This is a genomic window from Parapedobacter sp., from assembly GCF_035556095.1.
Classification (GTDB): domain Bacteria; phylum Bacteroidota; class Bacteroidia; order Sphingobacteriales; family Sphingobacteriaceae; genus Parapedobacter.
On sequence record NZ_DATMFT010000021.1, the window covers coordinates 247987 to 269653 of the forward strand.

Sequence of the window (21667 nt, forward strand, 5' to 3'; positions counted from 1 at the left end):
CTCCCGAATCCCTCCTAAAGGCTAAACAATCGCCTTACCTGTTGCTCATCAATTTCCATCTGCTTGATCATATCTTCCATATTTTCAAACCATTGGTCATGGCGAACGAAATGGAGAAATTTTACGCGCAGTGTTTCGCCGTAAATGTTCTCATTAAAGTCAAGTAAATGTACTTCGATGCTTCTGCTTACTCCGTCAACCGTGGGGCGCGTGCCTATGTACCCCATCCCATATACGACGCTTTCGGGTGAGTGGGCCACGTAAGGTCCTGTTTTGATGTCAATTGGTTCAATAATAGCCGTTTCAACGGCATATATGCCATAGGCAGGAATGAGCTTATGGCTTTCCTGTACTTGCAAATTGGCAGTGGGGTAGCCTATACGACGACCTAGTTGGTCGCCGCGTATAACTTTACCGGTCAGTTGAAACGGGTATCCCAAGTATGTGTTTGCAGCGTCGATGTCGCCTTTGATAAGCGCCTCCCGGATTTTTGTTGACGATACCGCTACGTCATTAATGTCCTGTTCGGGGATTTGCTCTACCGAATACCCATAAATATCAGCGTAATCCAGCAAATCCTTAAGCGAACCTGATCGGTCTTTCCCGAAACGATGGTCATAGCCGATGACAATCTTTTTTGTGCCTATTTTGCCAACAAGTACCTCGCGGATGTATTCCTCGGGAGAGAGGTTGGAGAAATCGCGTGTGAACGGTGTGATGATGAGGTGGTCTATCCCTGCATCGGCGAGGCGTTGCACCTTTTCGTCGATATCGCTGATGATACGCAAACTGTCGTCTTCGGGATGGAGAATGAGGCGCGGATGCGGAAAAAAGGTGAGTAGCACCGTTTCGCCCTTACTGACTCTGGCCGATTCCCGCAGGGTGCTTAAAATCTTTTGATGGCCCACATGTACTCCGTCAAACGTACCAATGGTTACCACAGCATTATCTAGCGGAATGAAATCTTCGAGGTTTCTATATATCTTCATCTGATGCTGCAAAATTAACGTCCTTTATACGCTTCACCAAATCAGGTAGTTGCCACGCATCAGCTACGGAGAAATCACCTATTTTCGTTCGCCTTAACTGACTCAAGTGTGCGCCGTTATCCATGGCCTTACCAAAGTCGTTTGCGAGTGAGCGGATATAGGTGCCTTTGCTGCATACCACCCGGAATTCGATGTGTGGTATATCGATGCGTACAATCTCAAATTCGCGGATATGTACCTTGCGTGGTTTAACAGTCACTGTTTCTCCTCGTCGCGCTTTTTCGTAAACCCGCTCCCCATCGACCTTTATGGCCGAATGGGCCGGGGGGATCTGTTCGATTTCGCCGATGAACAAACCGGCCGTTTTAAGGATCAACCCGTCGGTGATTCCTGATAGGTCGAACCGTTGGTCGATTTCCCGTTCCAAATCGTAAGAAGGGGTAGTTGCGCCCAGTGTAATGGTGCCCGTATATGTTTTCTCTTGCGCTTGGAATTCGTCGATCCGTTTCGTGAACTTACCCGTGCATATGATCAATAGGCCGGTGGCCAGGGGGTCCAGTGTGCCGGCATGCCCTACCTTGACCTTCAACGGTTTGATGGCATTGCGTATTTTCTGTACCACGTCGAAACTTGTCCAGCGCAGCGGTTTGTCGACCAATAGTACTTCGCCGTCGGCAAAGTTGATCGTTTGTTGTTCGAACTGTACCATTATACAATTTGCAGGCTATGCCCACTGAGCAGCATTGCCAAGATAACCCCACCCACGATAATCCGATACCATCCAAACGCCTTAAAGCCGTATTTGGATACCACACCAATAAACGATTTAATGGCAATAATGGCGACAATAAAGCCAATGACGTTGCCAATGACGAGTTGGTTGATTTCGATACTGCTTAGTCCATGCCCGTTGTCGAAATGATCCTTCAGCTTGAGTACGGTGGCCCCGAACATCATTGGGACGGCTAAGAAGAAGGAGAATTCGGCTGCAGCCTTCCGTGTGAGGCGCTGCGCCATACCGCCCACGATCGTACTCGCCGAACGCGAGGTGCCTGGTATTAGTGCCAAACACTGGAAAAAACCTATTTTCAACGCTTGTGCATAACTGATTTCGTCAGAATCGTCCGTGAGGGGCCTGTTGAACCATTTATCAACAAATAATAAAACCACACCGCCAATGACCAACATGATGCCTACAATCATTGGGCTTTCGAGTAATCCGTCGATGGCATCGCTGAACAAGTAGCCGAGGACCGATGCTGGAATAGCCGCAACAACTAGCTTATAATAAAAGTCTAACGATCGGAAAAAGCGGCGGTAATACAATACCAATACGGAGAGAATAGTTCCCAACTGGATCGCTATCGTAAATAGTTTTACAAATGGGGTAGGAGATACACCCATCAGCGCAGTTGCAATAATCATGTGGCCGGTAGATGATACCGGCAGAAATTCCGTGAGGCCCTCAATGATGGCCAGCACAATCACTTCAAACAACGTCATTGATTGTCCCGGGAGTTTTTAGGTTTTATTAAAATAGCTACCACGCCTAATGCAAAGCCAATGACAACCACTAGTGGCGCCAACGTAATTTTAGTAAAACTATAGATATCTTCTGTTCCCGTCATGAGGACAAAGCCGAGAGCGACTACCGCAATGCTGGCCAAAAACAACTGGTAATTCCGCTTGCCGAATACAAACGAAGCTTTTTGGGGCTGTGGGGTTTTCTTATAAGATGACATACGCTGTGATTATCTGTATAATTCGTTGGATTTCAACCGCAGGTATTTGCTGACGGCAAAATAGGTGCTTAACCCCGAGATGAGGATGCCGAGGGCGGCCACGACAACGAATATAATAATAAATTCAAACCAGTTGCGAAGAAATACCAATTCGGGGATTTCTCGCTGCCCCAAATGCAAGGTAAGGAGCAGTAATAGGATGGCGATGAGTGCGCCCAACAGGCCGTGTAATATGCCGTACCCTAGGAATGGTCGCCTGATGAACCCTTTGGTAGCACCCACCATTTGCATGCTTTTAATCAGAAAACGTTGTGAGTATATGGCCAAACGTATCGTGTTGTTGATCAAGGCCACGGCAATTACCAATAGCAATACAGTAAATGCCAGGATAACAATGCCAATCGTCCGGATATTTTTATTGACCATGTCGATTAGCGATTCCTGGTAAACAACCTCTTTCACCATCTCTTTGGCCGATACCTTTTTGATAAAGGTCTCAATGCTATCCGTATTGGCATATTCCGCTTTTAAATAGATATCAATAGACGATAGCAATGGGTTGTGACCTAGAAATTCGACGAAATCTTCACCCAACTCCTTCGAGAGGTTTTCTGCTGCTAGCTCTTTACTGATATACTCCGAACGCAACACGTAGTTGTCAGACTCAAGCTCCTTTTGGTAGGCAAGCACATTCCCCTCACTTACCCCTTCATTCATGATGATGTTGAGTACGATGTTTTCCTTTACGTAATTGGATAAGTTTTTTGCATGCACGAGCAGCAAACCCAACATACCGGTCATCAACAATACCAATGCGATACTAATGACCGTGGATATGTAAACGGACTTTGTTTTTTTTGAGGATGTACTTACTTCATACGCTTCCATCTTCACTTCGATTTGGAGGCGAAAATACTGATAAGATATGAGATATTGGCCATTGGATTGAGATTTTTTGTATTTTCGCGGTTCTTATTTAAATTCCGAATTCATGGATTATCATCATCGTGCGATTGAGAAAAAGTGGCAGAAATTCTGGGCGGACAACCAGACATTCCGTGTAAGTAGTACGTCTGAAAAGCCGAAATATTATGTGTTGGACATGTTTCCTTACCCATCGGGGGCGGGCTTGCATGTCGGCCATCCACTTGGATACATCGCCTCAGATATCTTCGCACGTTATAAGCGGTTGAAAGGATACAACGTATTACACCCCATGGGATATGATTCGTTTGGTCTTCCGGCAGAGCAATATGCCATCCAAACCGGCCAGCACCCGGCTGTCACGACTGCTGCCAACATCAAACGATACCGCGAGCAATTGGACAATATTGGGTTCTCATTCGATTGGAGCCGAGAAGTGCGGACCAGCGAGCCTTCCTATTATCGGTGGACCCAATGGATATTTATGCAGCTTTTCAGCGCTTGGTACAATAAATTATCTGATTGTGCCGAACCGATAGACCGCTTGGTGGCCCACTTTAAAAAACACGGTTCTGAAGGGGTAGATGCCGTTTGCGACGAAGACGTTCGTTCGTTTACCGCCGACGAGTGGAATGCGTTTGCACCAGAAGAGCAACAGCGCGAGTTGCTGAAGTACCGACTGGCCTATTTGCGTGAAAGTACGGTAAATTGGTGTGCGGCATTGGGTACGGTATTGGCCAATGATGAAGTTGTCAATGGCGTTTCCGAACGGGGCGGATACCCCGTGGAACAAAAGAAAATGATGCAGTGGAGCATGCGGATCACTGCGTATGCAGAAAGGCTGTTAAGTGGTTTGGAAACCATTGACTGGCCGGAGCCGTTGGTAGAGATGCAACGTAATTGGATTGGCAAAAGCGTAGGTGCGAACGTACGGTTCCCCGTCCCGGTATTGGGCGAGGATCAAGCCATCGAAGTATTTACCACGCGGGTCGACACCATTTATGGTGTAAATGCACTGGTGCTCGCCCCCGAGCACGAGTGGGTGGAGCAACTGACAACCGAGGAATACCGTGCTGATGTAGCCAATTACATCGTGCAAACGAAAAAGAAATCCGAACTCGACCGTATGGCTGATGCCCGGTCGGTATCAGGAGCATTTACGGGCAGCCATGCCGTGCACCCACTTACTGGTGACGAGGTGCCGATATGGATTGCCGATTATGTATTGGCAGGCTATGGTACCGGAGCCGTGATGGCCGTGCCGTCAGGCGACCAACGCGACTACCTGTTTTCCACCCATTTCGGTTTGCCCATCATCCCGATTTCGGACGCGCAGCAACTGGACGAACAAGCCGACCCTACGAAAGCGGGTCGCTACATCAATTCGGGCATCATCAATGGGATGACCTATCACGAAGCCGTAGAAACGTTGATTGCCAAGCTCAGCTCCATCGGTGCCGGCGAGGCTACGGTCACCTATCGGATGCGCGATGCGGTGTTTGGCAGACAACGATATTGGGGCGAACCGGTGCCCGTGTATTTTAAAAATGGGCTGCCTAATTTGATTGATAAAGGCGACTTACCGTTACTATTGCCCGAGGTGGATAAATATCTACCTACGGAAACCGGCGAACCGCCATTGGGGCGCGCAACCCGCTGGAAATACCGGGATGAGCACGCGTATGAGCTTAGCACGATGCCCGGTTGGGCCGGTTCCAGTTGGTATTGGTACCGGTATATGGACGCAGCCAATGACGCCGCCTTCGTGTCCAAAGAAGCGGTTGATTATTGGCGAGACGTTGATTTATACATTGGCGGCTCTGAGCATGCTACGGGGCACCTGTTATATAGCCGCTTTTGGAATAAGTTTTTGAAAGATATGGGGTATGTTCCCGAAGAGGAGCCCTTCAAGAAACTGATTAATCAGGGGATGATTCAGGGGCGCAGTAATTTTGTGTACCGGGTGCTGGATGGTGAAGGGCGGGGCACCAACAGGTTTGTCTCGTACGGGTTAAAGCACGGGTACCCAACGATTGCGCTTCATGTAGACGTGAATATCGTAAGTAACGATGTGCTCGACTTGGAAAAATTCCGGCAGTTCCGGCCAGATTTCGCAGACGCGGAGTTCATCCTCGAAGACGGGAAATACATCTGCGGCCACGAAGTGGAGAAAATGTCGAAATCCAAATACAATGTGGTGAACCCGGATGACATTATTGAACAGTATGGGGCAGACACGTTGCGTATGTATGAGATGTTCCTTGGACCACTGGAGCAGAGCAAGCCCTGGAATACGAATGGCATTGAAGGGGTTTATAAGTTTCTCCGCAAGTTCTGGAAGCTGTTTCACGGCGCGGACGGTGGTTTTGCCGTGAGTGATGACCAGCCTAGCAAAGCCGAACTGAAGGCACTACACAAGATCATCAAGAAAGTGGAAGACGATATCGAGCGCTTTTCGTTCAATACGTCGGTGTCTTCTTTTATGATTTGCGTAAATGAGCTTACCGACCTGAAGTGCAACAAGCGGGCCATCTTGCAAGAACTATGCGCGGTATTGCATCCCTATGCACCGCACATTACCGAAGAACTGTGGGCGTTGTTGGGCAACACGGCAGGAACGTTGTCTTATGCCACTTACCCGACTTTCAACCCGGAATACTTGGTTGAGGACGAATTTGCTTATCCGATTTCGGTGAACGGCAAAACCAGATTGAACCTGACGCTGCCGCTTAACTTGGAGCAGGCCGACGTAGAAAAAGCGGTACTTGCCAACGAAGACGTGCAGCGTTATCTGGACGGTAAGCCCGTCCGGAAAGTGATCTATGTGAAGGGTCGGATCGTGAATGTGGTGGTTTAATGAAAAGGGAATAACCAAATTTTACACATATGAATAGAACATCCATTCTTGTAGGGGCTTTCCTGCTGTTTATTTTCAGTGTGGAGGCCCAAACCAAACGCTTGGACCTGCAACAGTCGCTGGGCCAAAAGCCATCGTTGACCAAACCCATTAACCAGATCCTTGGTTGGACTGACACCCAGCATTATATCGAACATGATGCACAAAACCAGCAACGCTACCAAGTGCATGTAATAACAGGTGAACGGAGCCCTTATACGCCACCGCCGATCAGCGATGTAGAAGTCTATGTTGAAAACAACGACATTTTCATCCGCCAAGGCTCCAAAACCCCACGGCAACTGACGCGGTCGCCCGCAGACGAAGAGAAGAATCCCACCCTGTCGCCCGATAACCAATACGTCGCGTTCACTAGGAACAACGACCTATATACGGTGAACGTGTCCGATGGCCGCGAAATACGGTATACGGCAGATGCTACGGACGTCATTTACAATGGATGGGCGTCGTGGGTATATTACGAAGAGATTTTGGGCCGTAGCTCGCACTATCGTGCATTTTGGTGGGCACCCGACAGCGAAACGCTGGCTTTTATGCGGTTCGACGATACACAGGTGCCCATGTTTCCCATATACGGGTCTACCGGTCAGCATGGTTACCTTGAACAAACCCGATATCCTAAAGCGGGAGATCCGAACCCGGAAGTAAAGGTAGGCTTTGTGCCCGTTGAAGGTGGCGACGTGGTTTGGGCCGATTTCAATGCGGAAGATGACCAGTATTTCGGCCAGCCCTATTGGAGTTTTGACAGCGGCAACCTAATGGTGCAATGGATGAACCGCGACCAAACTAACCTCAAATTCTACCAAGTAGATCCCAGAACAGGCGTGAAGCAGGAAATCTACGACGAACACCAAGAGGCGTGGATCGACCTCAGCCATGAAGAACGCATCACGTACCTGAAGGACAACAAACATTACATCCTGAAGAGCGATAAATCCGGTTGGGCGCACTACTACCTTTACACACTTGACGGTACACTGGTAAACCCGATTACGCAAGGTAAATGGCAGGTGTCTTCCTTGGAGCTGGTCGATGAGAAAAAGAAAGTGATTTATTTCAGTGCCCGCAAGGAACATTCGGCCACGCTGGACCTCTATCGCGTTGACTATAACGGAAAAAACCTCAAGCGGCTCACTTTTGGTGATTATACCCATCAGGTAACGGTGTCGCCTGACGGTGAATATTTCATTACGACATATACTAATGTTAGTACGCCACCCAAAGTTGCATTATTAGATAACAAGGGAAAGCTCATCAAGGAACTGGCGGATAGTAAGGCGGATGATTTTGACGACTATATCTATGCCAAAACTGAGCTGATAGATATCCCTACGCCGGATAGCTATGCGCTGCCCGCTACGATCACTTGGCCGACGGACTTTGATGAAACCAAGCCCCATCCGGTTATTTTCAGCATCTACGGTGGGCCCGATGCCGGCTCTGTTCGGAACACCTGGAAAGGTACAGCTAACCAACATTGGGCAAATGAAGGCATCATCCAGATTACGGTCGATCACCGCGCATCCGGCCATTTTGGCAAGGAAGGGGTGGCGCTGATGCACCGCAACCTCGGGCATTGGGAGATGGTAGATTACATCACGGCCGCGAAGTGGTTAAAAAGTAAACCTTGGGTAGCGAAGGACAAATTGCTTATTACCGGTCACAGCTATGGCGGGTATATGACCTGTTTGGCGCTGACCAAAGGTGCGGACTATTTCGATTACGGCATTGCCGGTGCACCGGTTACCAGTTGGGAGCTTTACGACACGCATTATACAGAGCGGTATATGGATACCCCACAGGATAATCCCGAAGGGTATAAGAATGGCTCGGTGTTGACCTATGCCGACCAATATAAAGGTGTATTACGCATCTTGCATGGCGACATGGACGATAATGTGCACATGCAGAATACCATCCAATTGGTCGATGCCCTCACCGACAGGGATAAGCATTTCGAACTAATGATTTATCCGGGAAGCCGTCATGGTTTTTCGCGCGAGAAATCTGCTTATGACCGAAAGGAAAGATATCGGTTCTATTACCAATATTTGTTAGAGAAATCGGTACCCGAAGCGTTACGGTAAGGCGTTTAGATCCAGCCTTTTTCAACCGCTAGCGATACCAACTCGATCAAGCTGCGTGCTTGGGTTTTGCGTAGGATGTTTTTACGGTGGGTCGCCACGGTGAGCGGGCTGATAAACAGGGTGCCTGAAATCTCGTCGGTCGTTTTGCTTTGCGCCAATAGTTTCAATATTTCCAATTCCCTGCTGGTCAGTTCGATTTCATCGGCAGCTGTGGTTGGCCGATGGCTGGCATGGAGAAATTTCTTCCGGGCGTGTACGAGCGATAGGTTCAGTGTGACCAACAATTGGTCCTTGTTGAACGGTTTGATTAAGTAAGCGTAAGGAGAGATCAATTCGGCCCTTTTCAGTGTGCTTAGATCGCTGTACGCCGTTAAGAAAACCACGGGTGTGATGTCTTGTACCACGTTTTCGATAAAAGTGATGCCGTCGATTTCGTGGTTTAGGTTAATGTCGCACAGCACGATGTCAAATGCATGTTCCCCGAAGAAAGTTTTTGCGGTTTCGGGATCCGTGGCAATTTCTACCTCGTAGCCGTTCTCTTCGAGGTGGAGTTGGATGCTGTTGGCAATGATGATTTCATCTTCCAGGATTAGGACTTTTTTGTTCATACAACAACTATTTTTGGGAGATCACATATAAACATCGCACCACCGTCGTCTCGAAGCGTTAAGGTGCCTTTCAGCTCGCGGGCGAGGTTTTTAACAAGGTTGACTCCCTTTTTCTTCCCCTTGTTTGCGTCGGTACTTCCGAACCCCTTCCCATTATCGCGGTAAATGAATGTTAAACGGTCGTTTTCTTCGCGGAGCGATATTTGAATGCGTTTTGCGTCTTTATGCCCTTCGAAGGCATGTTTTATCGAGTTGGTGATTAGTTCGTTAATAATCAATCCAAGATGGGTCAATTTATTCACGGGGAAATAAATCGGTTCGACATTGATTTCCAGTTCAATGGAGAGTCCCGAGAACACGATGAGGTCTTTTGCCAGATCGCCGATGAACTGGTCGGTCCGGATGTTGTTTCCAGCATCTTTTTGGTTGAGGATATCGTGGATTTTCGAAACCGTGAATACCCGGGACTGTAACAGCCTTAGTTTGTCTTGAATGCCCGTGTCTTCGATTTCAAAGCTTTGGATATCAATCAGGCTCGTAATCAGTTGTAGGTTGTTCTTCACACGGTGGTTCAGCTCTTGCATCAAAAAGCCGATGTTTTCCTTTTGCCGCTGTGTCGTTTCTAGCGAAGCATTTAGCGCACGGTTCGTTTGGCGCAATTCTTCGGTTCGTACGCTGACCATGTGGGACAACCTCAGGTTTGTTTTTTTCTGCTGGTAGTTTTTATAGACGAAGGTACCAGTGATAACTAGTGCAAGCAAAACGCCTGCTGTGAGTCGAAACCAGAGAGAGGCATACCAAGGCGATTGGATAACGACGGTTATCTTATCGGGAGCACCCCAAATGAGCTCGTTATTGCTGCCCATTACCACGAAGGTGTATGTGCCGGGGTCAAGGTTGGTATAGGTGGTCGATCGGTTTTGCGTAATGGGCCGCCACGTCTTATCAAAGCCCTCAAGCATAAACCGGTATCGGTTTTTCTTTGCCCAAAGGTAATTAAGGCTCACGAAGTCGAAGGTAATTACATTCTCGTTGTGCGAGAAGACCAGCGTATCGGTATACGGTATGTTTTTCTGAAGGGGCATGCCGAACAGCTGGATATCTTCGATTAGCGTTCTCCCGACCTGTTTGTTTGCGTAGATACTATCCGGATGGAACATGTTGAAGCCGTTCATCCCACCAAAATAGAAATACCCCAACGAGTCTGTGTATCCGGCTTTACCATTGAATTCATTATTCTGCAGACCATCGTCTTCCGTGTAGTTTTTGAACGTCCGGTGCTGGTGGTCCAGCACGGCGATGCCGAAGTTGGTCGATACCCAAATATTACCCTGCTGGTCGGATTCCACGCTATAAATAAAATCGTTGGGCAACCCTGCCTGTTGCGTGTATGCGGTCACTTTGCCCGTTTTGGGGTCGACACAGTTCAGTCCTTTGGCTGTACCCACCCAAATATTATGGTAAGGGTCTTCGGTGATGGCAAACACGCGCTCGTTAGACAGTGAGTCGTAATAAACCGACTGGTTGCCGCGAATGCAATAGAGGCCTTCGTCGCTACCGATCCAGATAGCGCCCGACGAATCAATGAAACTGGTTCGGGAGCGGACAAGTTGCTGGCCGTGTATCTCACGCGGGGTGACCCCGTAATCGTGCACGTTGAGTGCATAAATGCCGCTTGACCACGTGTGGACCCAAATTGTATCGGGAGAGATGGGTGTCAGCTGGATGATGTCTTTGTCGGCAAAAGGTAAGGGGACAGTGTCAAAACGGTCCGTTTCCCGATTGTATTTCAGGAGTCCTTGTCCAAATCCACCGGCCCAAATCGTTTGGTTCGCATCTTTTGTTAGCGCATATTCGAGTAAATCGGTTTGATATAGTTTGTAGTCACTTTTCTGTAAGTCATGGCGGACAAACCCGAGGTCTGTGGCCATCCACAGATCGTCTCCATCCCGGAGAAAATGGAAAATGCTGATAAAATCCTTTTTAGGAGAATTGGCTACGTTGATGCGCGAAGGTGTGAATTTATGCTGGTGGGGATGGTAATAAAAAACGCCACGACCGGAAGTTCCAATCCACACCCCGCCCAACAGGTCGTTTTTTACGTGCAGGACGGTAGCCTCCAGTTCCGCACCAGTTCCGTCAAAAAAAACAACTTTCTGCCACTTTTTGCCGTCGCGGAAGAAATGGGTTTCATTAAATCCACCGATCATGAGCGTGCGATCGTCCCATCGATGTAGGCTTTTGACCGCACGTCCGTCTATTTTCCGGTAACTTCCGCTTTTTTCATTGTATTCGTATAAACCGGCGTCCGTGCCGATGAGTGTCTGGTTGGGCGACCACTTGTAGAATGCATTGATTGGTGTGTTTTTCAGCGGGGCCAATTCGTATACCGGCGTTATCAATTGGTTGGTGGCATCGAGCCGATACAGACCACTGGCATTGGTGCCCACCAAGTATTGTCCTTCATTTAATTCGGTGACGGAGGTAACGTAATCGTTGTTGGTAGCGTCGGGAATAGGTAATATTCTGAAAGTCAATTTTACGCGATCGATTAAAAGGCAATTTCCGACAGTGCCTGCAATCAATATGTTTCCTTTTGTCGGATATAACGTATAGCTGAACTTGACAAAAGGGTGTTGCTCGGTGCCCAGCTGGTCGCGAAAATTGATGAACCGGTTTTCAGCCATCAAGTAGGCAATAACAGAATGCGTGTTGGTGGCTAACCATAAGGTGTCGTTGGCATAATACATGGAACGAATATGGTCATCGGGTAGCTCACCTTGCATTTCTCCCGCTTTGTGTACTTGCATTTGATAACCATTGAATCGGTTCAAGCCATTTTCAGTGCCAATCCACAGATAGCCGTTGTCGTCAAAATCCATCGCCAATGCGCCGAGTTGTGACAATCCTTCCTCCTGTGCGATGTGAACTACCATGAGGGAATCGGTGCCACGAGTACTTTCGGCCATCGATAGATAGCTCTGAATGGATAACAAGGTCACAAGGAAAACACGGGTTCTAACGAGATACATTTGTATGTAAGCGTGACGTGAGGTTCATGATAGGCAAATATAGCAACTGAAGTTTCTACTTGGAATACCTAATAGAGGGTATTCTTGCGATTCTCGCATCAAAGCTACCCTTTGTCCAACGCAAGCTGTACCAACTCAAGTGCCTGGATGTTTGTGATGACCGATTTCGGTCCAAATTTTCTTTACTTCGTCTAAAACCAGTTTCTCCATTGGTAGTTTGCGGCTTCCGTCAAGGGATTCGCAAGATAAAAAAAATACCTGCTTTGGGGTGGTTTTTTATGTAAAAAGCAAGATATATATCAACAAATCAAGTGGGGGTGATGTGGTGGCGATTCCGTTTAATTTATCGCGTTAAATTTTATTTTGCTGCTTGCAAGTGATTGCGATTTTAGCTATGTTTGCAGTCCGCCAAAAGGGGGTTTAGCTCAGCTGGCTAGAGCGCTTGCCTGGCAGGCAAGAGGTCACCGGTTCGAATCCGGTATCCTCCACGAAATAGTCCCGACGTTGTCGGGATTTTTTTTAGGGGTAAGTTGCTACGTTTGCCGGATGCCGATGATTCAATTTCTGAAAGCCAGTACGTTTGCCGTAAATGAGGTGATTTCCCGGTCGTGGGGCTTGCTGCGGAACCATTATTTCTCCATAGCTGGGCTTTGTTTTTTGCTGTTTTTGACGTCCAACACTTCCGGTATATTGGCCTTTTATTTCAGTGAAGTGAACACGTTCTTGAGTGTGTTCATGGCGTTGCTTTTTGTTATCTTGTATTTTGGTACGCAGCTTACCCTATTTAAGTACATCCTCGCGTTGGCAGACAAGAAAGAAAAGATCAACTTAATAAACACCATTCCTAGTGCGAGGGAGCTGCGCTTTTTTTTTACCGGGATGTTGAGTATCGCGCTACTTGCTTTGCTGTTTTATCTCGTTATTTCGGTTTTGGCTTTCCCATTGATATATGCCGGTATCGACGTTTCGTTGATGGTAAATATTGCCCGTATTCTGTCGGCTATTGTTGTACTTGCATTCTTGCTCCGCGTGGCTTTTTATCCATTTTTCATTATTGAGCAGCAGGCCGGGCCGCTCCGAGCGCTCCGTCTCAGTTTTGCACTTACCCGGGGAAATGTTACGAGATTGTTGCTGATATTGGCATTTTTTGCCATTTTGCACCTGTTATATATGTATTTCAATTATGCGGGCTACCCGATGGTATCCACAGCGTTGAGTTTAGTTAATTCCTTTTTGGTCGGCCCGTTGTCGAGTGTGGTGGTTTCTATGGCCTATCGGAGCATGATGGCCGATTATAGCGGTGGGGACGACCCGGAAGTGATGAAACACATTTTGTAAGGTTGTGGACATGTGAGGTTGTAAACACGGTTTGTGAAGTGACGTTATAAGATTATTTTGGTAAAAAAACATATAGCCATTTTGGGAGCCACGGGTAGTATTGGTACACAGGTACTCGATGTGGTCCGTGCTCAAGCTGATCGGTTTGAAGTAGCGGTGCTTACTGCCGCTACGAATACGCGCTTGTTGATTGAACAGGCCTTGGAATTTCGGCCTAGGGCGGTCGTTATTGCCGACGATACCAAATACGGTGAAGTAAAAGCGGCACTTTCGCATATGCCTACACAAGTGCTTGCTGGCGTTGCAGCGTTGGAAGACGTAGTACAGGATGACGAGATTGATTTGGTTGTCAGCGCATTGGTAGGGTCGGTCGGCTTACGGCCCACGGTGGCGGCGATCACCGCCGGTAAGGATATTGCCTTAGCCAATAAGGAGACGCTCGTAGTGGCTGGCCAATTGGTGATGGAACTCGTGCAGAAGCACGGTGTGCGGTTGTTGCCGGTAGATTCCGAACATTCGGCGATTTTTCAATGCATGGTGGGCGAGCAGCATAATCCGATCGAGAAAATTTACTTAACGGCGTCGGGTGGGCCTTTCCGGGGGCGTAGTTTGGAGTATTTGGCAACGGTAGGCTGTGAAGCGGCGTTACAGCACCCGAATTGGGTGATGGGGGCGAAGATTACGATTGACTCGGCAACGTTGATGAACAAAGGGTTGGAAGTCATCGAAGCAAAATGGCTGTTCGGTCTCCAAACACGACAAATTGACGTAATTGTCCATCCGCAGTCCATCATCCATTCGTTGGTGCAATTTCGTGATGGCAGTATCAAAGCGCAGTTGGGATTACCGGATATGAAATTGCCGATCCAATACGCGCTTACCCATCCAGAGCGGGTACCAAATAAGCTTAGGCGATTCAATTTCGCCGATTTCCCGGAATTGACATTTGAGAAGCCCGATGCGGATACGTTCCGTAATCTCGCGTTGGCTTATCGGGCATTGGAGATAGGGGGTAACATGCCCTGTATCCTCAACGCTGCCAATGAAGTCGTCGTGGCTGCATTTTTGCGGGGCGAGGTGGGATTTCTCCAGATGAGCGACATTATTGAAGAGACAATGGGGCGTGTAACTCCTATTGCTGTGCCAACGATGGACGACTGTATGGAAACCGACGGGCTTAGCCGGGATGTGGCTACGGATTTAGTCGCGAAGTTTAAAAAAGTATATCACATAGCAAAATAAAATAAATGGGTGTATTGGTGATGATTGGGCAGGTATTATTAGGCCTGTCTATATTGATTGTGTTGCACGAATTTGGTCATTTTTTGGCGGCACGCGCATTCGGGATTAAAGTTGAGAAATTTTACCTGTTTTTTGATGCATGGGGTGTCAAGCTGTTCAAGTTCAATTTCAAAGGTTGTGAGTATGGTATAGGCTGGTTACCGTTAGGGGGGTATGTCAAAATTGCCGGGATGATCGACGAGTCGATGGATACCGAGCAGCTGAAAGGTGAGCCCCAACCTTGGGAATTCCGCTCAAAACCCGCATGGCAACGTCTTATCGTCATGATGGGCGGAATTATCGTCAACATCATTTTGGGTATGTTTATCTTTTGGATGCTCACATTCAAATATGGCGAAACCTATGTAGACAATACACAGTTAGTAAATGGAATTGCACCTGGGCTAATCGGTAAACAAATTGGTTTGCAGGCAGGCGACCGTATTACCGAAGTGGACGGTCAACCGATCGTACGGTTCGAAGATCTCCTCGGTTCGAAAGTACTCATGGGAAACACGACATTGACCGTGGTACGGGATGGTGAAACCATGTCTATTCCGGTGCCAGGGGATATTTTGAACACCGTTGCCGACTATGACCGCAACGAGTTTGTCGGTCCGCGTGAGCGGGCGATGGCAATTGATTCCGTCATAGCAGGCAGCGTGGCTCAGGAAGCAGGAATTCAGCGAGGTGACAGCATTTTGAGCGTTAATGGGTCGGCTACGCCTTTCTGGGATCAAGTAAAAGAGATTATAGGTAGCAGTTCGGGTGAAGAAGTGTCATTGGTGTTACTCCGCGGTGGCGATACCACGACCGTACAAGCTACCGTACCCGAAAATGGCACACTTGGGTTTCTCGTCAATAGAGACATTGATTTCCCTCGTGTCACCATCCATTACGGCTTTTTCGAATCATTGCCGATCGGCGCTTCCAAAGCTTGGGGTACATTGATTGACAATGCCAAGGGCCTTGGTAAGATCGCAACGGGTGAGTTACGGGCAGATAAAGCCATATCTGGACCTGTCCGTATTGCCACGATGTTTGGTTCCGAAGTCGATTGGGTGAAATTCTGGACATTGGTGGGACTTTTGTCGATGGCGTTGGCGCTGATGAATTTCTTGCCAATCCCGGCGTTGGATGGCGGGCATGTCGTTTTTTTACTCATTGAAATGATCCAGGGAAAACCGTTGAGCGACAAATTCCTCGAAAAAGCACAGATTGCGGGTTTCTTTATCCTGCTGGCACTTATGGTCTTTGTCTTTGGCAATGACATTCTTAAGATTGTGAGTAAATAAGGATGAATGGACCCGCACTGAATAGGTAATACGTGTTGAATAATAAGTGAACAATAACTAATTGATATGGAAAGACGTCATTTCATTAAACGAGCGGGGGCAGCCGTTGCCCTAGCGGGGGTAGGCGGTAGTATGCTGGCCGCATGTGCTCCGCCAACATCAAATCAAGAGAATAATCAAACGAACACGAACGAGGAAACGAACGACACAATGGAAAACAAGGAAGTGATCGCACATTATGTGCTTTTTTGGCTCAATGACGGGCTGTCTGAACAAGAAATTAAGGATTTTGCTGGTTTTTTTGAAGAGTTGAAAGCCATCCCGACAATCAAGTCACTTCATTATGGGCGTGCTGCCAGTACGCACGACCGTGATGTAGTGGATAATAGTTTCACCTACAACTTGTTGGTATACTTTGATACCATGGAAGACATCAATACCTACGAAAACCACCCGATCCATCTCGCAGCCATTGAAAAGTATTCGAAATTTTGGAATAAGGTTGCGGTACATGATTCGTGGTTGAACTAAGGCCAACTAGTGGGAAAATATCGTAAGGACATTTACCCGGGCCTGGAGGTTGCAATCGTCCTGAAAAAAGACCAGCGTACAGGCCGGCTTACGGAAGGGGTGGTGAAGGATATCCTTACGTCCGCCCCATTCCATTCGCGAGGCATCAAGGTACGATTGGAAGATGGGCAGATTGGCCGCGTCTCAGCGTTGTTGGACTAACTTTCATGCCCAACGACGCAATAGTACAAATGATTCAGTAGCACGGCCATCTGTCATTTAATTATGACGCTTTTTACGCAATCTTTTCCTGCGGGGAGCGTTATACTATTGTGTTGACTCATGCAGGCGGGTTCGACAGTTACGTGCAAATTGGAGATGTCCATAGCAAGTGGCCGATTTTGCCAAAACCGATATATGCACCTGAATTTAAAAGCAAACGTAGCTTTTAGACAAATTTTTTTCTTTATTTTTGGAGCAAACGCAATTTAATTATGTCTGATACCCATATTAAACAAAGCGAACACCCCACCCGAAGCAAGCTAAGTTATGACGATTTCAAGTCTATTGTCATTGACGACTACCGGATTGCTGTGGAGAGTAGGTCGGTTAGTTTGTTGGGTCGGAAAGAAGTCTTAACTGGAAAAGCCAAATTTGGTGTTTTTGGGGATGGGAAAGAGCTGGCACAAATTGCCATGGCGAAAGTGTTCCAATTGGGTGACTGGCGCTCAGGCTATTACCGCGATCAGACCTTTATGTTTGCGGCAGGGATTGTTTCGGTCTATCAGTTTTTTTCGCAGCTGTATGCACATCCCGATGTCGACGCGGATCCTTCTTCGGGTGGACGGCAGATGAATAGCCATTTTGCTACGCGTATGCTCACGCCTGAGGGAAGATGGGTTGACCAGACCTTGATGAAGAATGCCGCTTCGGATATTTCGACGACCGGTGGGCAGATGCCCCGCTTGCTAGGATTTGGGTTAGCTTCTAAGCTATATCGGAATAATCCCGATTTGGCGGGGATGGGCACATTTTCGAATAATGGCAATGAGGTGGCGTTTGGTACGGTAGGTAATGCATCGACATCTGAAGGGGTGTTTTTTGAAGCAGTAAATACGGCGGGAGTAAGGCAGATTCCGGTCGTGATTTCTATATGGGACGACGGTTATGGCATTTCGGTGTCTAACGAAGTGCAGACAACCAAAGCCGATATCTCGGAGGTACTTAAGGGCTTCCAGCGCGATGAGAAAGGGGATGGCCTTGAAATTTTCAAGGTGAAAGGCTGGGATTACCCGGGGCTTTGTGAAACGTACGAACGAGCAGCAACGATCAGCCGCGAGCAACATATCCCCGTATTGATACACGTGACGGAAATGACCCAGCCACTGGGCCATTCCTCTTCCGGCTCGCACGAGCGGTATAAATCCGCTGAGCGATTGGCCTGGGAGGTGGAATTTGACTGCATTGCGAAGATGCGCGCATGGATGATCGAGTCCGGCATTGCCGATGAAGACGAACTGGTTGCAATTGAACGGTCCCAAAAAGAGTGGGTGCGCGCCGAGCAACGGCGTGCGTGGGCTGATTACAACAAAACGTTGAAAAAGGAGGTGGACGAGGCTATCGGGTTGCTGGCAACAATTTCCGACGAGACCATCCAGCTGTTGCTCAGCGAATTGAAATCGTTGACGGAGCCGTCGCTCAAGGAGGTATATGGTACAGTACGGCGGGCCATCCGATTCTTGAGAGATGTGCAAAGCGAAGAAAAATCGGCATTGCTGGCCTGGTATCACGAGAAGCAGGCAATCAACCGTCAGCGTTATAACTCCCACTTATTTTCCGAAACCGCCGAAGCACCACAACACGTAGCTGTTGTACCGACAGTATACGGTACAGAAAGCAAGCCAGTAGATGGCCGCGAAGTGCTCAACGCATGCTTTGATGCTAATTTTGCACGGGATGCAAGGATAGTCGCTTTCGGTGAAGATGTTGGGAAAATAGGGGATGTGAATCAGGGGTTTGCGGGGCTACAAGCCAAGTATGGGGAACGTCGTATTTTTGATACCGGTATCCGCGAAGCGGCCATTATTGGACAAGGTATGGGGTTGGCGATGCGTGGGCTACGTCCCATTGCGGAAATCCAGTATCTTGATTATTTGGTCTATGGCCTTACCGTTTTGACCGACGATGTGGCGAGCCTCAGTTACCGGACAAAAGGTGGGCAGAAGGTGCCGCTGATCATCCGTACGCGGGGCCACCGCTTGGAGGGGATATGGCATTCGGGATCGCCGATGAGCATGATATTGGGTTCACTCCGGGGTGTTCACGTATGTGTGCCACGGAATATGACCCAAGCCGCCGGTATGTATAATACGTTACTCCGGTCTGACGAACCGGCTTTGGTCATTGAGTGCTTAAACGGTTACCGGATTAAGGAACGTATGCCGGCCAATGTCGGTGAGTTCACCGTGCCATTGGGCAGGGCCGAGATCGTCCGGCCCGGAGAAGATGTCACGGTTGTATCCTACGGATCGACCCTGCGCGTAGTACAGGAGGCATCTGCAGAGCTGGTGAAACTCGGAATCTCGATTGAAATTGTCGATCCGCAGACGTTGCAACCATTTGACGAAGAGCATTTGTGCGCCCAGTCGCTCCGTAAAACCAACAAACTATTGGTGGTGGATGAAGACGTGCCCGGAGGTGCATCAGCATTTATCCTGCAGCATATCCTGGAGGTGCAGAGTGGCTATTACCACCTTGATGGCCAACCCCGTACATTAACGGCCAAGGCCCATCGCCCACCTTATGGGTCGGACGGTGATTATTTCGCTAAACCTTCGGCAGATGACGTCATCGAAGCCGTGTATGCTATCATGCACGAATCAAACCCGCAGCAGTATCCGGCATTATTCGATTGAACCTCTCGCGCTATTTCATTGCTTATGCAAACTGGGCCGCTGCACCGATTAATGCAGCATGTTCGCCCAGTTGGCTGATGCGGATATCGAAACGGTCGAACGCGGTCGGATTGAATGCCCGGAAAATGTCCCAAGCGTTGGAGATATTACCGCCGATGATCAACCTGTCTGTGGCTTCCTGTTCGCTGAAAAAGGCGATGAAATGGAGTAGATGATCGCTGTATTCCGCTAGAATATCCGTTATGACCGTGTGCTTATTCCTCAGTTGCAGTAATTCACGGAGCCCCGTTACGTCGATACCCTGTTGTGCCGCTTTGCGTACAAACCACCGTGTCACTAAATATTCCTCTATATTGCTGTCGCGGTAGGGTGTCTTCCATAAATCGGCATCCATTGCGTTGTTTCCCCGTACCCAAACCGCGCTGCCCAATCCGGTACCTAAGGTGATTCCCAACACCTTTGGATGACCGTGGTGCTTCCCTGCAAAGACTTCGCCCTGCAAAAATGCCGCAGCATCGTTGATGAAGCGAATACTTGTGCCACTCAGGCCGAGTCGCTCCGCCAACTCCATCCGGATATCCATTCCGTACAAATTGTCGTACTTATCTTGATTTCGCATGTGCGAAATGCCGTTTTCGTAGTCGAATGGTCCAGGCATTGCGATTCCGATAGTCGATATTGCCGACGCAGCACGGTGTCGGATAATTTCCTGAAAAGGAATTGACCACGCTGATAAAATCGATTTAGCATCTGCATGCGAATTAACGCCGTACCTGATGAGGGATTCATTGACCACCTGCCAATTTTGCGTATCTACCACGGCAGCGGTAACGTGGGTGCCTCCGATGTCTGCGGCGATTACAAAAGGGTTATCTTGCCTCATAGATTCGGTTTTTGAGTAAATGGTCGGCCAAAACAATCGCTGCCATCGCTTCTACGATGATTACTGCCCGTGGCACAACACATGGGTCGTGTCTGCCTTTACCGGTGATTTCACTGGCTTCTCCGGTTTGGTCAACCGTTGGTTGCGGTCGCATGATGGTGGCGACGGGTTTGAACGCCACCCGAAAAGTGATATCCATGCCGTTGGAAATTCCCCCTTGGATACCGCCCGAGAAATTTGTCAACGTTTTGAGCTGTTTTGCATCTTTTTCGGGGTTGACGAAAATATCGTTATGCTCGGAGCCCTGCATTTCCGATCCACCGAAACCAGACCCGTATTCGAAGCCATGTACCGCATTGATGCTGAGCATGGCCTTCGCCAGATCGGCGTGTAGTTTGTCAAAAACAGGTTCGCCTAGACCCACCGGCACCTGTTGAATGACTGCACTGATACGCCCGCCCACCGTATCACCGGCTTTACGTATGCTGTCTATGAAATCAACCATTTCATTGGCTGTAGCTGGATCGGCACAACGAACAATATTGCTTTCGCGGATACCCACGAGTTCGTCGACCGGAAGCGGTTCCAAGTTCGGTGCTTCGATTTTGCCGACGCCCGAGACGTGTGCGAAAATATGGATGCCCGATTGAGCGAGGAGGCTTTTTGCCACTGCACCGGCTGCCACCCGAGCCGCTGTTTCGCGCGCAGATGAACGGCCGCCGCCACGGTAGTCGCGGATACCGTATTTTATCTGGTATGTATAATCGGCATGTGAAGGCCGGTATTTATCTTTGATGTGCGAATAGTCCTTAGACCGCTGGTCCTCATTAGGAATAAGCATCGCCAAAGGAGTGCCCGTAGTTTTGCCTTCGAATACGCCCGAGAGTATTTTAGCGGTGTCGCTCTCTTTGCGCTGCGTAGTGATTTTTGATTGGCCCGGACGGCGCTTGTCCAATTCGGACTGGACGAACGATTCGTTGATTGAGATGTTGGCCGGGCAACCATCAATGATCACACCGATGGCTTCGCCATGCGACTCGCCAAAGGTGGTAATACGAAATACATCTCCAAATGAGTTCCCTGCCATTCTTTTTTAGACTTTAAACACTAGATATTAGATAACAGACTTTCTGAATTTAAAAGTCG

At 48.5% G+C, this 21667-nt stretch carries 17 protein-coding genes and 1 tRNA gene; 9 read left to right on the top strand and 9 right to left on the bottom strand.

What is annotated here, in order from left to right; all coding sequences use genetic code 11:
• Nucleotides 1–14: 14 nt before the first annotated feature.
• From VNQ80_RS11550 to VNQ80_RS11570, 5 genes are read right to left on the bottom strand one after another with little or no spacing between them, the layout of a single operon-like run.
• On the bottom strand, nucleotides 15–989 hold the full coding sequence (locus VNQ80_RS11550; RefSeq protein ID WP_325638682.1) for a bifunctional riboflavin kinase/FAD synthetase: 975 nt from the start codon (nucleotides 987–989) through the stop codon (nucleotides 15–17).
• Nucleotides 976–1698 (bottom strand): tRNA pseudouridine(55) synthase TruB, encoded by a 723-nt coding sequence (gene truB, locus VNQ80_RS11555; protein ID WP_325638684.1) that lies wholly within the window; start codon nucleotides 1696–1698, stop codon nucleotides 976–978. The genes VNQ80_RS11550 and truB overlap by 14 nt, the downstream gene beginning before the upstream one ends.
• Nucleotides 1698–2492, bottom strand: coding sequence for an undecaprenyl-diphosphate phosphatase (locus tag VNQ80_RS11560; RefSeq protein ID WP_325638686.1), 795 nt, complete (start codon nucleotides 2490–2492; stop codon nucleotides 1698–1700). Before VNQ80_RS11560 ends, truB begins: the two co-directional genes overlap by 1 nt.
• Nucleotides 2489–2731, bottom strand: a complete 243-nt coding sequence (locus tag VNQ80_RS11565) for a DUF3098 domain-containing protein (RefSeq protein WP_325638688.1) — start codon at nucleotides 2729–2731, stop codon at nucleotides 2489–2491. Before VNQ80_RS11565 ends, VNQ80_RS11560 begins: the two co-directional genes overlap by 4 nt.
• Nucleotides 2732–2740: 9 nt before the next feature.
• Nucleotides 2741–3619 carry a cell division protein FtsX gene (locus tag VNQ80_RS11570; RefSeq protein ID WP_325638690.1) on the bottom strand — a complete coding sequence of 293 codons (879 nt, stop codon included), beginning with the start codon at nucleotides 3617–3619 and terminating at the stop codon, nucleotides 2741–2743.
• Between the two features lie 103 nt (nucleotides 3620–3722).
• Between VNQ80_RS11570 and leuS the strand changes: the two genes are divergently transcribed.
• Both leuS and VNQ80_RS11580 read left to right on the top strand, forming a co-directional pair.
• Nucleotides 3723–6512 (top strand): leucine--tRNA ligase, encoded by a 2790-nt coding sequence (leuS, locus tag VNQ80_RS11575; RefSeq protein ID WP_325638692.1) that lies wholly within the window; start codon nucleotides 3723–3725, stop codon nucleotides 6510–6512.
• Between the two features lie 29 nt (nucleotides 6513–6541).
• Entirely contained in the window at nucleotides 6542–8659 is a 2118-nt protein-coding gene (locus VNQ80_RS11580; RefSeq protein WP_325638694.1) for a S9 family peptidase, read from the top strand.
• A 5-nt stretch (nucleotides 8660–8664) separates the two neighbouring features.
• Here VNQ80_RS11580 and VNQ80_RS11585 read toward each other — a convergent pair whose 3' ends face one another.
• Both VNQ80_RS11585 and VNQ80_RS11590 read right to left on the bottom strand, forming a co-directional pair.
• Nucleotides 8665–9267 carry a DNA-binding response regulator gene (locus tag VNQ80_RS11585; RefSeq protein WP_325638696.1) on the bottom strand — a complete coding sequence of 201 codons (603 nt, stop codon included), beginning with the start codon at nucleotides 9265–9267 and terminating at the stop codon, nucleotides 8665–8667.
• Nucleotides 9264–12299, bottom strand: a complete 3036-nt coding sequence (locus tag VNQ80_RS11590) for a ligand-binding sensor domain-containing protein (RefSeq protein ID WP_325638698.1) — start codon at nucleotides 12297–12299, stop codon at nucleotides 9264–9266. Before VNQ80_RS11590 ends, VNQ80_RS11585 begins: the two co-directional genes overlap by 4 nt.
• Before the next feature lie 414 nt (nucleotides 12300–12713).
• Between VNQ80_RS11590 and VNQ80_RS11595 the strand changes: the two genes are divergently transcribed.
• The 7 genes from VNQ80_RS11595 (at nucleotide 12714) to VNQ80_RS11625 (ending at nucleotide 19638) form a co-directional block, all read left to right on the top strand.
• A tRNA-Ala gene (locus VNQ80_RS11595) sits at nucleotides 12714–12787 on the top strand.
• 58 nt (nucleotides 12788–12845) lie between these two features.
• Nucleotides 12846–13637 (top strand): beta-carotene 15,15'-monooxygenase, encoded by a 792-nt coding sequence (locus VNQ80_RS11600; protein WP_325638700.1) that lies wholly within the window; start codon nucleotides 12846–12848, stop codon nucleotides 13635–13637.
• A 57-nt stretch (nucleotides 13638–13694) separates the two neighbouring features.
• Complete coding sequence (locus VNQ80_RS11605) at nucleotides 13695–14879, top strand: 1-deoxy-D-xylulose-5-phosphate reductoisomerase (protein ID WP_325638702.1); 1185 nt, start codon at nucleotides 13695–13697, stop codon at nucleotides 14877–14879.
• A gap of 5 nt (nucleotides 14880–14884) precedes the next feature.
• Entirely contained in the window at nucleotides 14885–16213 is a 1329-nt protein-coding gene (gene rseP, locus VNQ80_RS11610; RefSeq protein ID WP_325638704.1) for an RIP metalloprotease RseP, read from the top strand.
• Nucleotides 16214–16279: 66 nt separating this feature from the next.
• The gene (locus VNQ80_RS11615; RefSeq protein WP_325638706.1) at nucleotides 16280–16744 is read left to right on the top strand and encodes a Dabb family protein; all 465 of its coding nucleotides are present in this window, start codon (nucleotides 16280–16282) and stop codon (nucleotides 16742–16744) included.
• 9 nt (nucleotides 16745–16753) lie between these two features.
• Nucleotides 16754–16945, top strand: coding sequence for a YwbE family protein (locus VNQ80_RS11620; RefSeq protein ID WP_325638708.1), 192 nt, complete (start codon nucleotides 16754–16756; stop codon nucleotides 16943–16945).
• A gap of 272 nt (nucleotides 16946–17217) precedes the next feature.
• Nucleotides 17218–19638, top strand: coding sequence for an alpha-ketoacid dehydrogenase subunit alpha/beta (locus tag VNQ80_RS11625; protein ID WP_325638710.1), 2421 nt, complete (start codon nucleotides 17218–17220; stop codon nucleotides 19636–19638).
• Between the two features lie 22 nt (nucleotides 19639–19660).
• Here the strand turns inward: VNQ80_RS11625 and VNQ80_RS11630 are convergent, their stop codons facing one another.
• Entirely contained in the window at nucleotides 19661–20521 is an 861-nt protein-coding gene (locus VNQ80_RS11630) for an ROK family protein (RefSeq protein WP_325638711.1), read from the bottom strand.
• The gene (gene aroC / locus VNQ80_RS11635) at nucleotides 20508–21608 is read right to left on the bottom strand and encodes a chorismate synthase (protein WP_325638713.1); all 1101 of its coding nucleotides are present in this window, start codon (nucleotides 21606–21608) and stop codon (nucleotides 20508–20510) included. The genes VNQ80_RS11630 and aroC overlap by 14 nt, the downstream gene beginning before the upstream one ends.
• Nucleotides 21609–21667 lie beyond the last annotated feature (59 nt).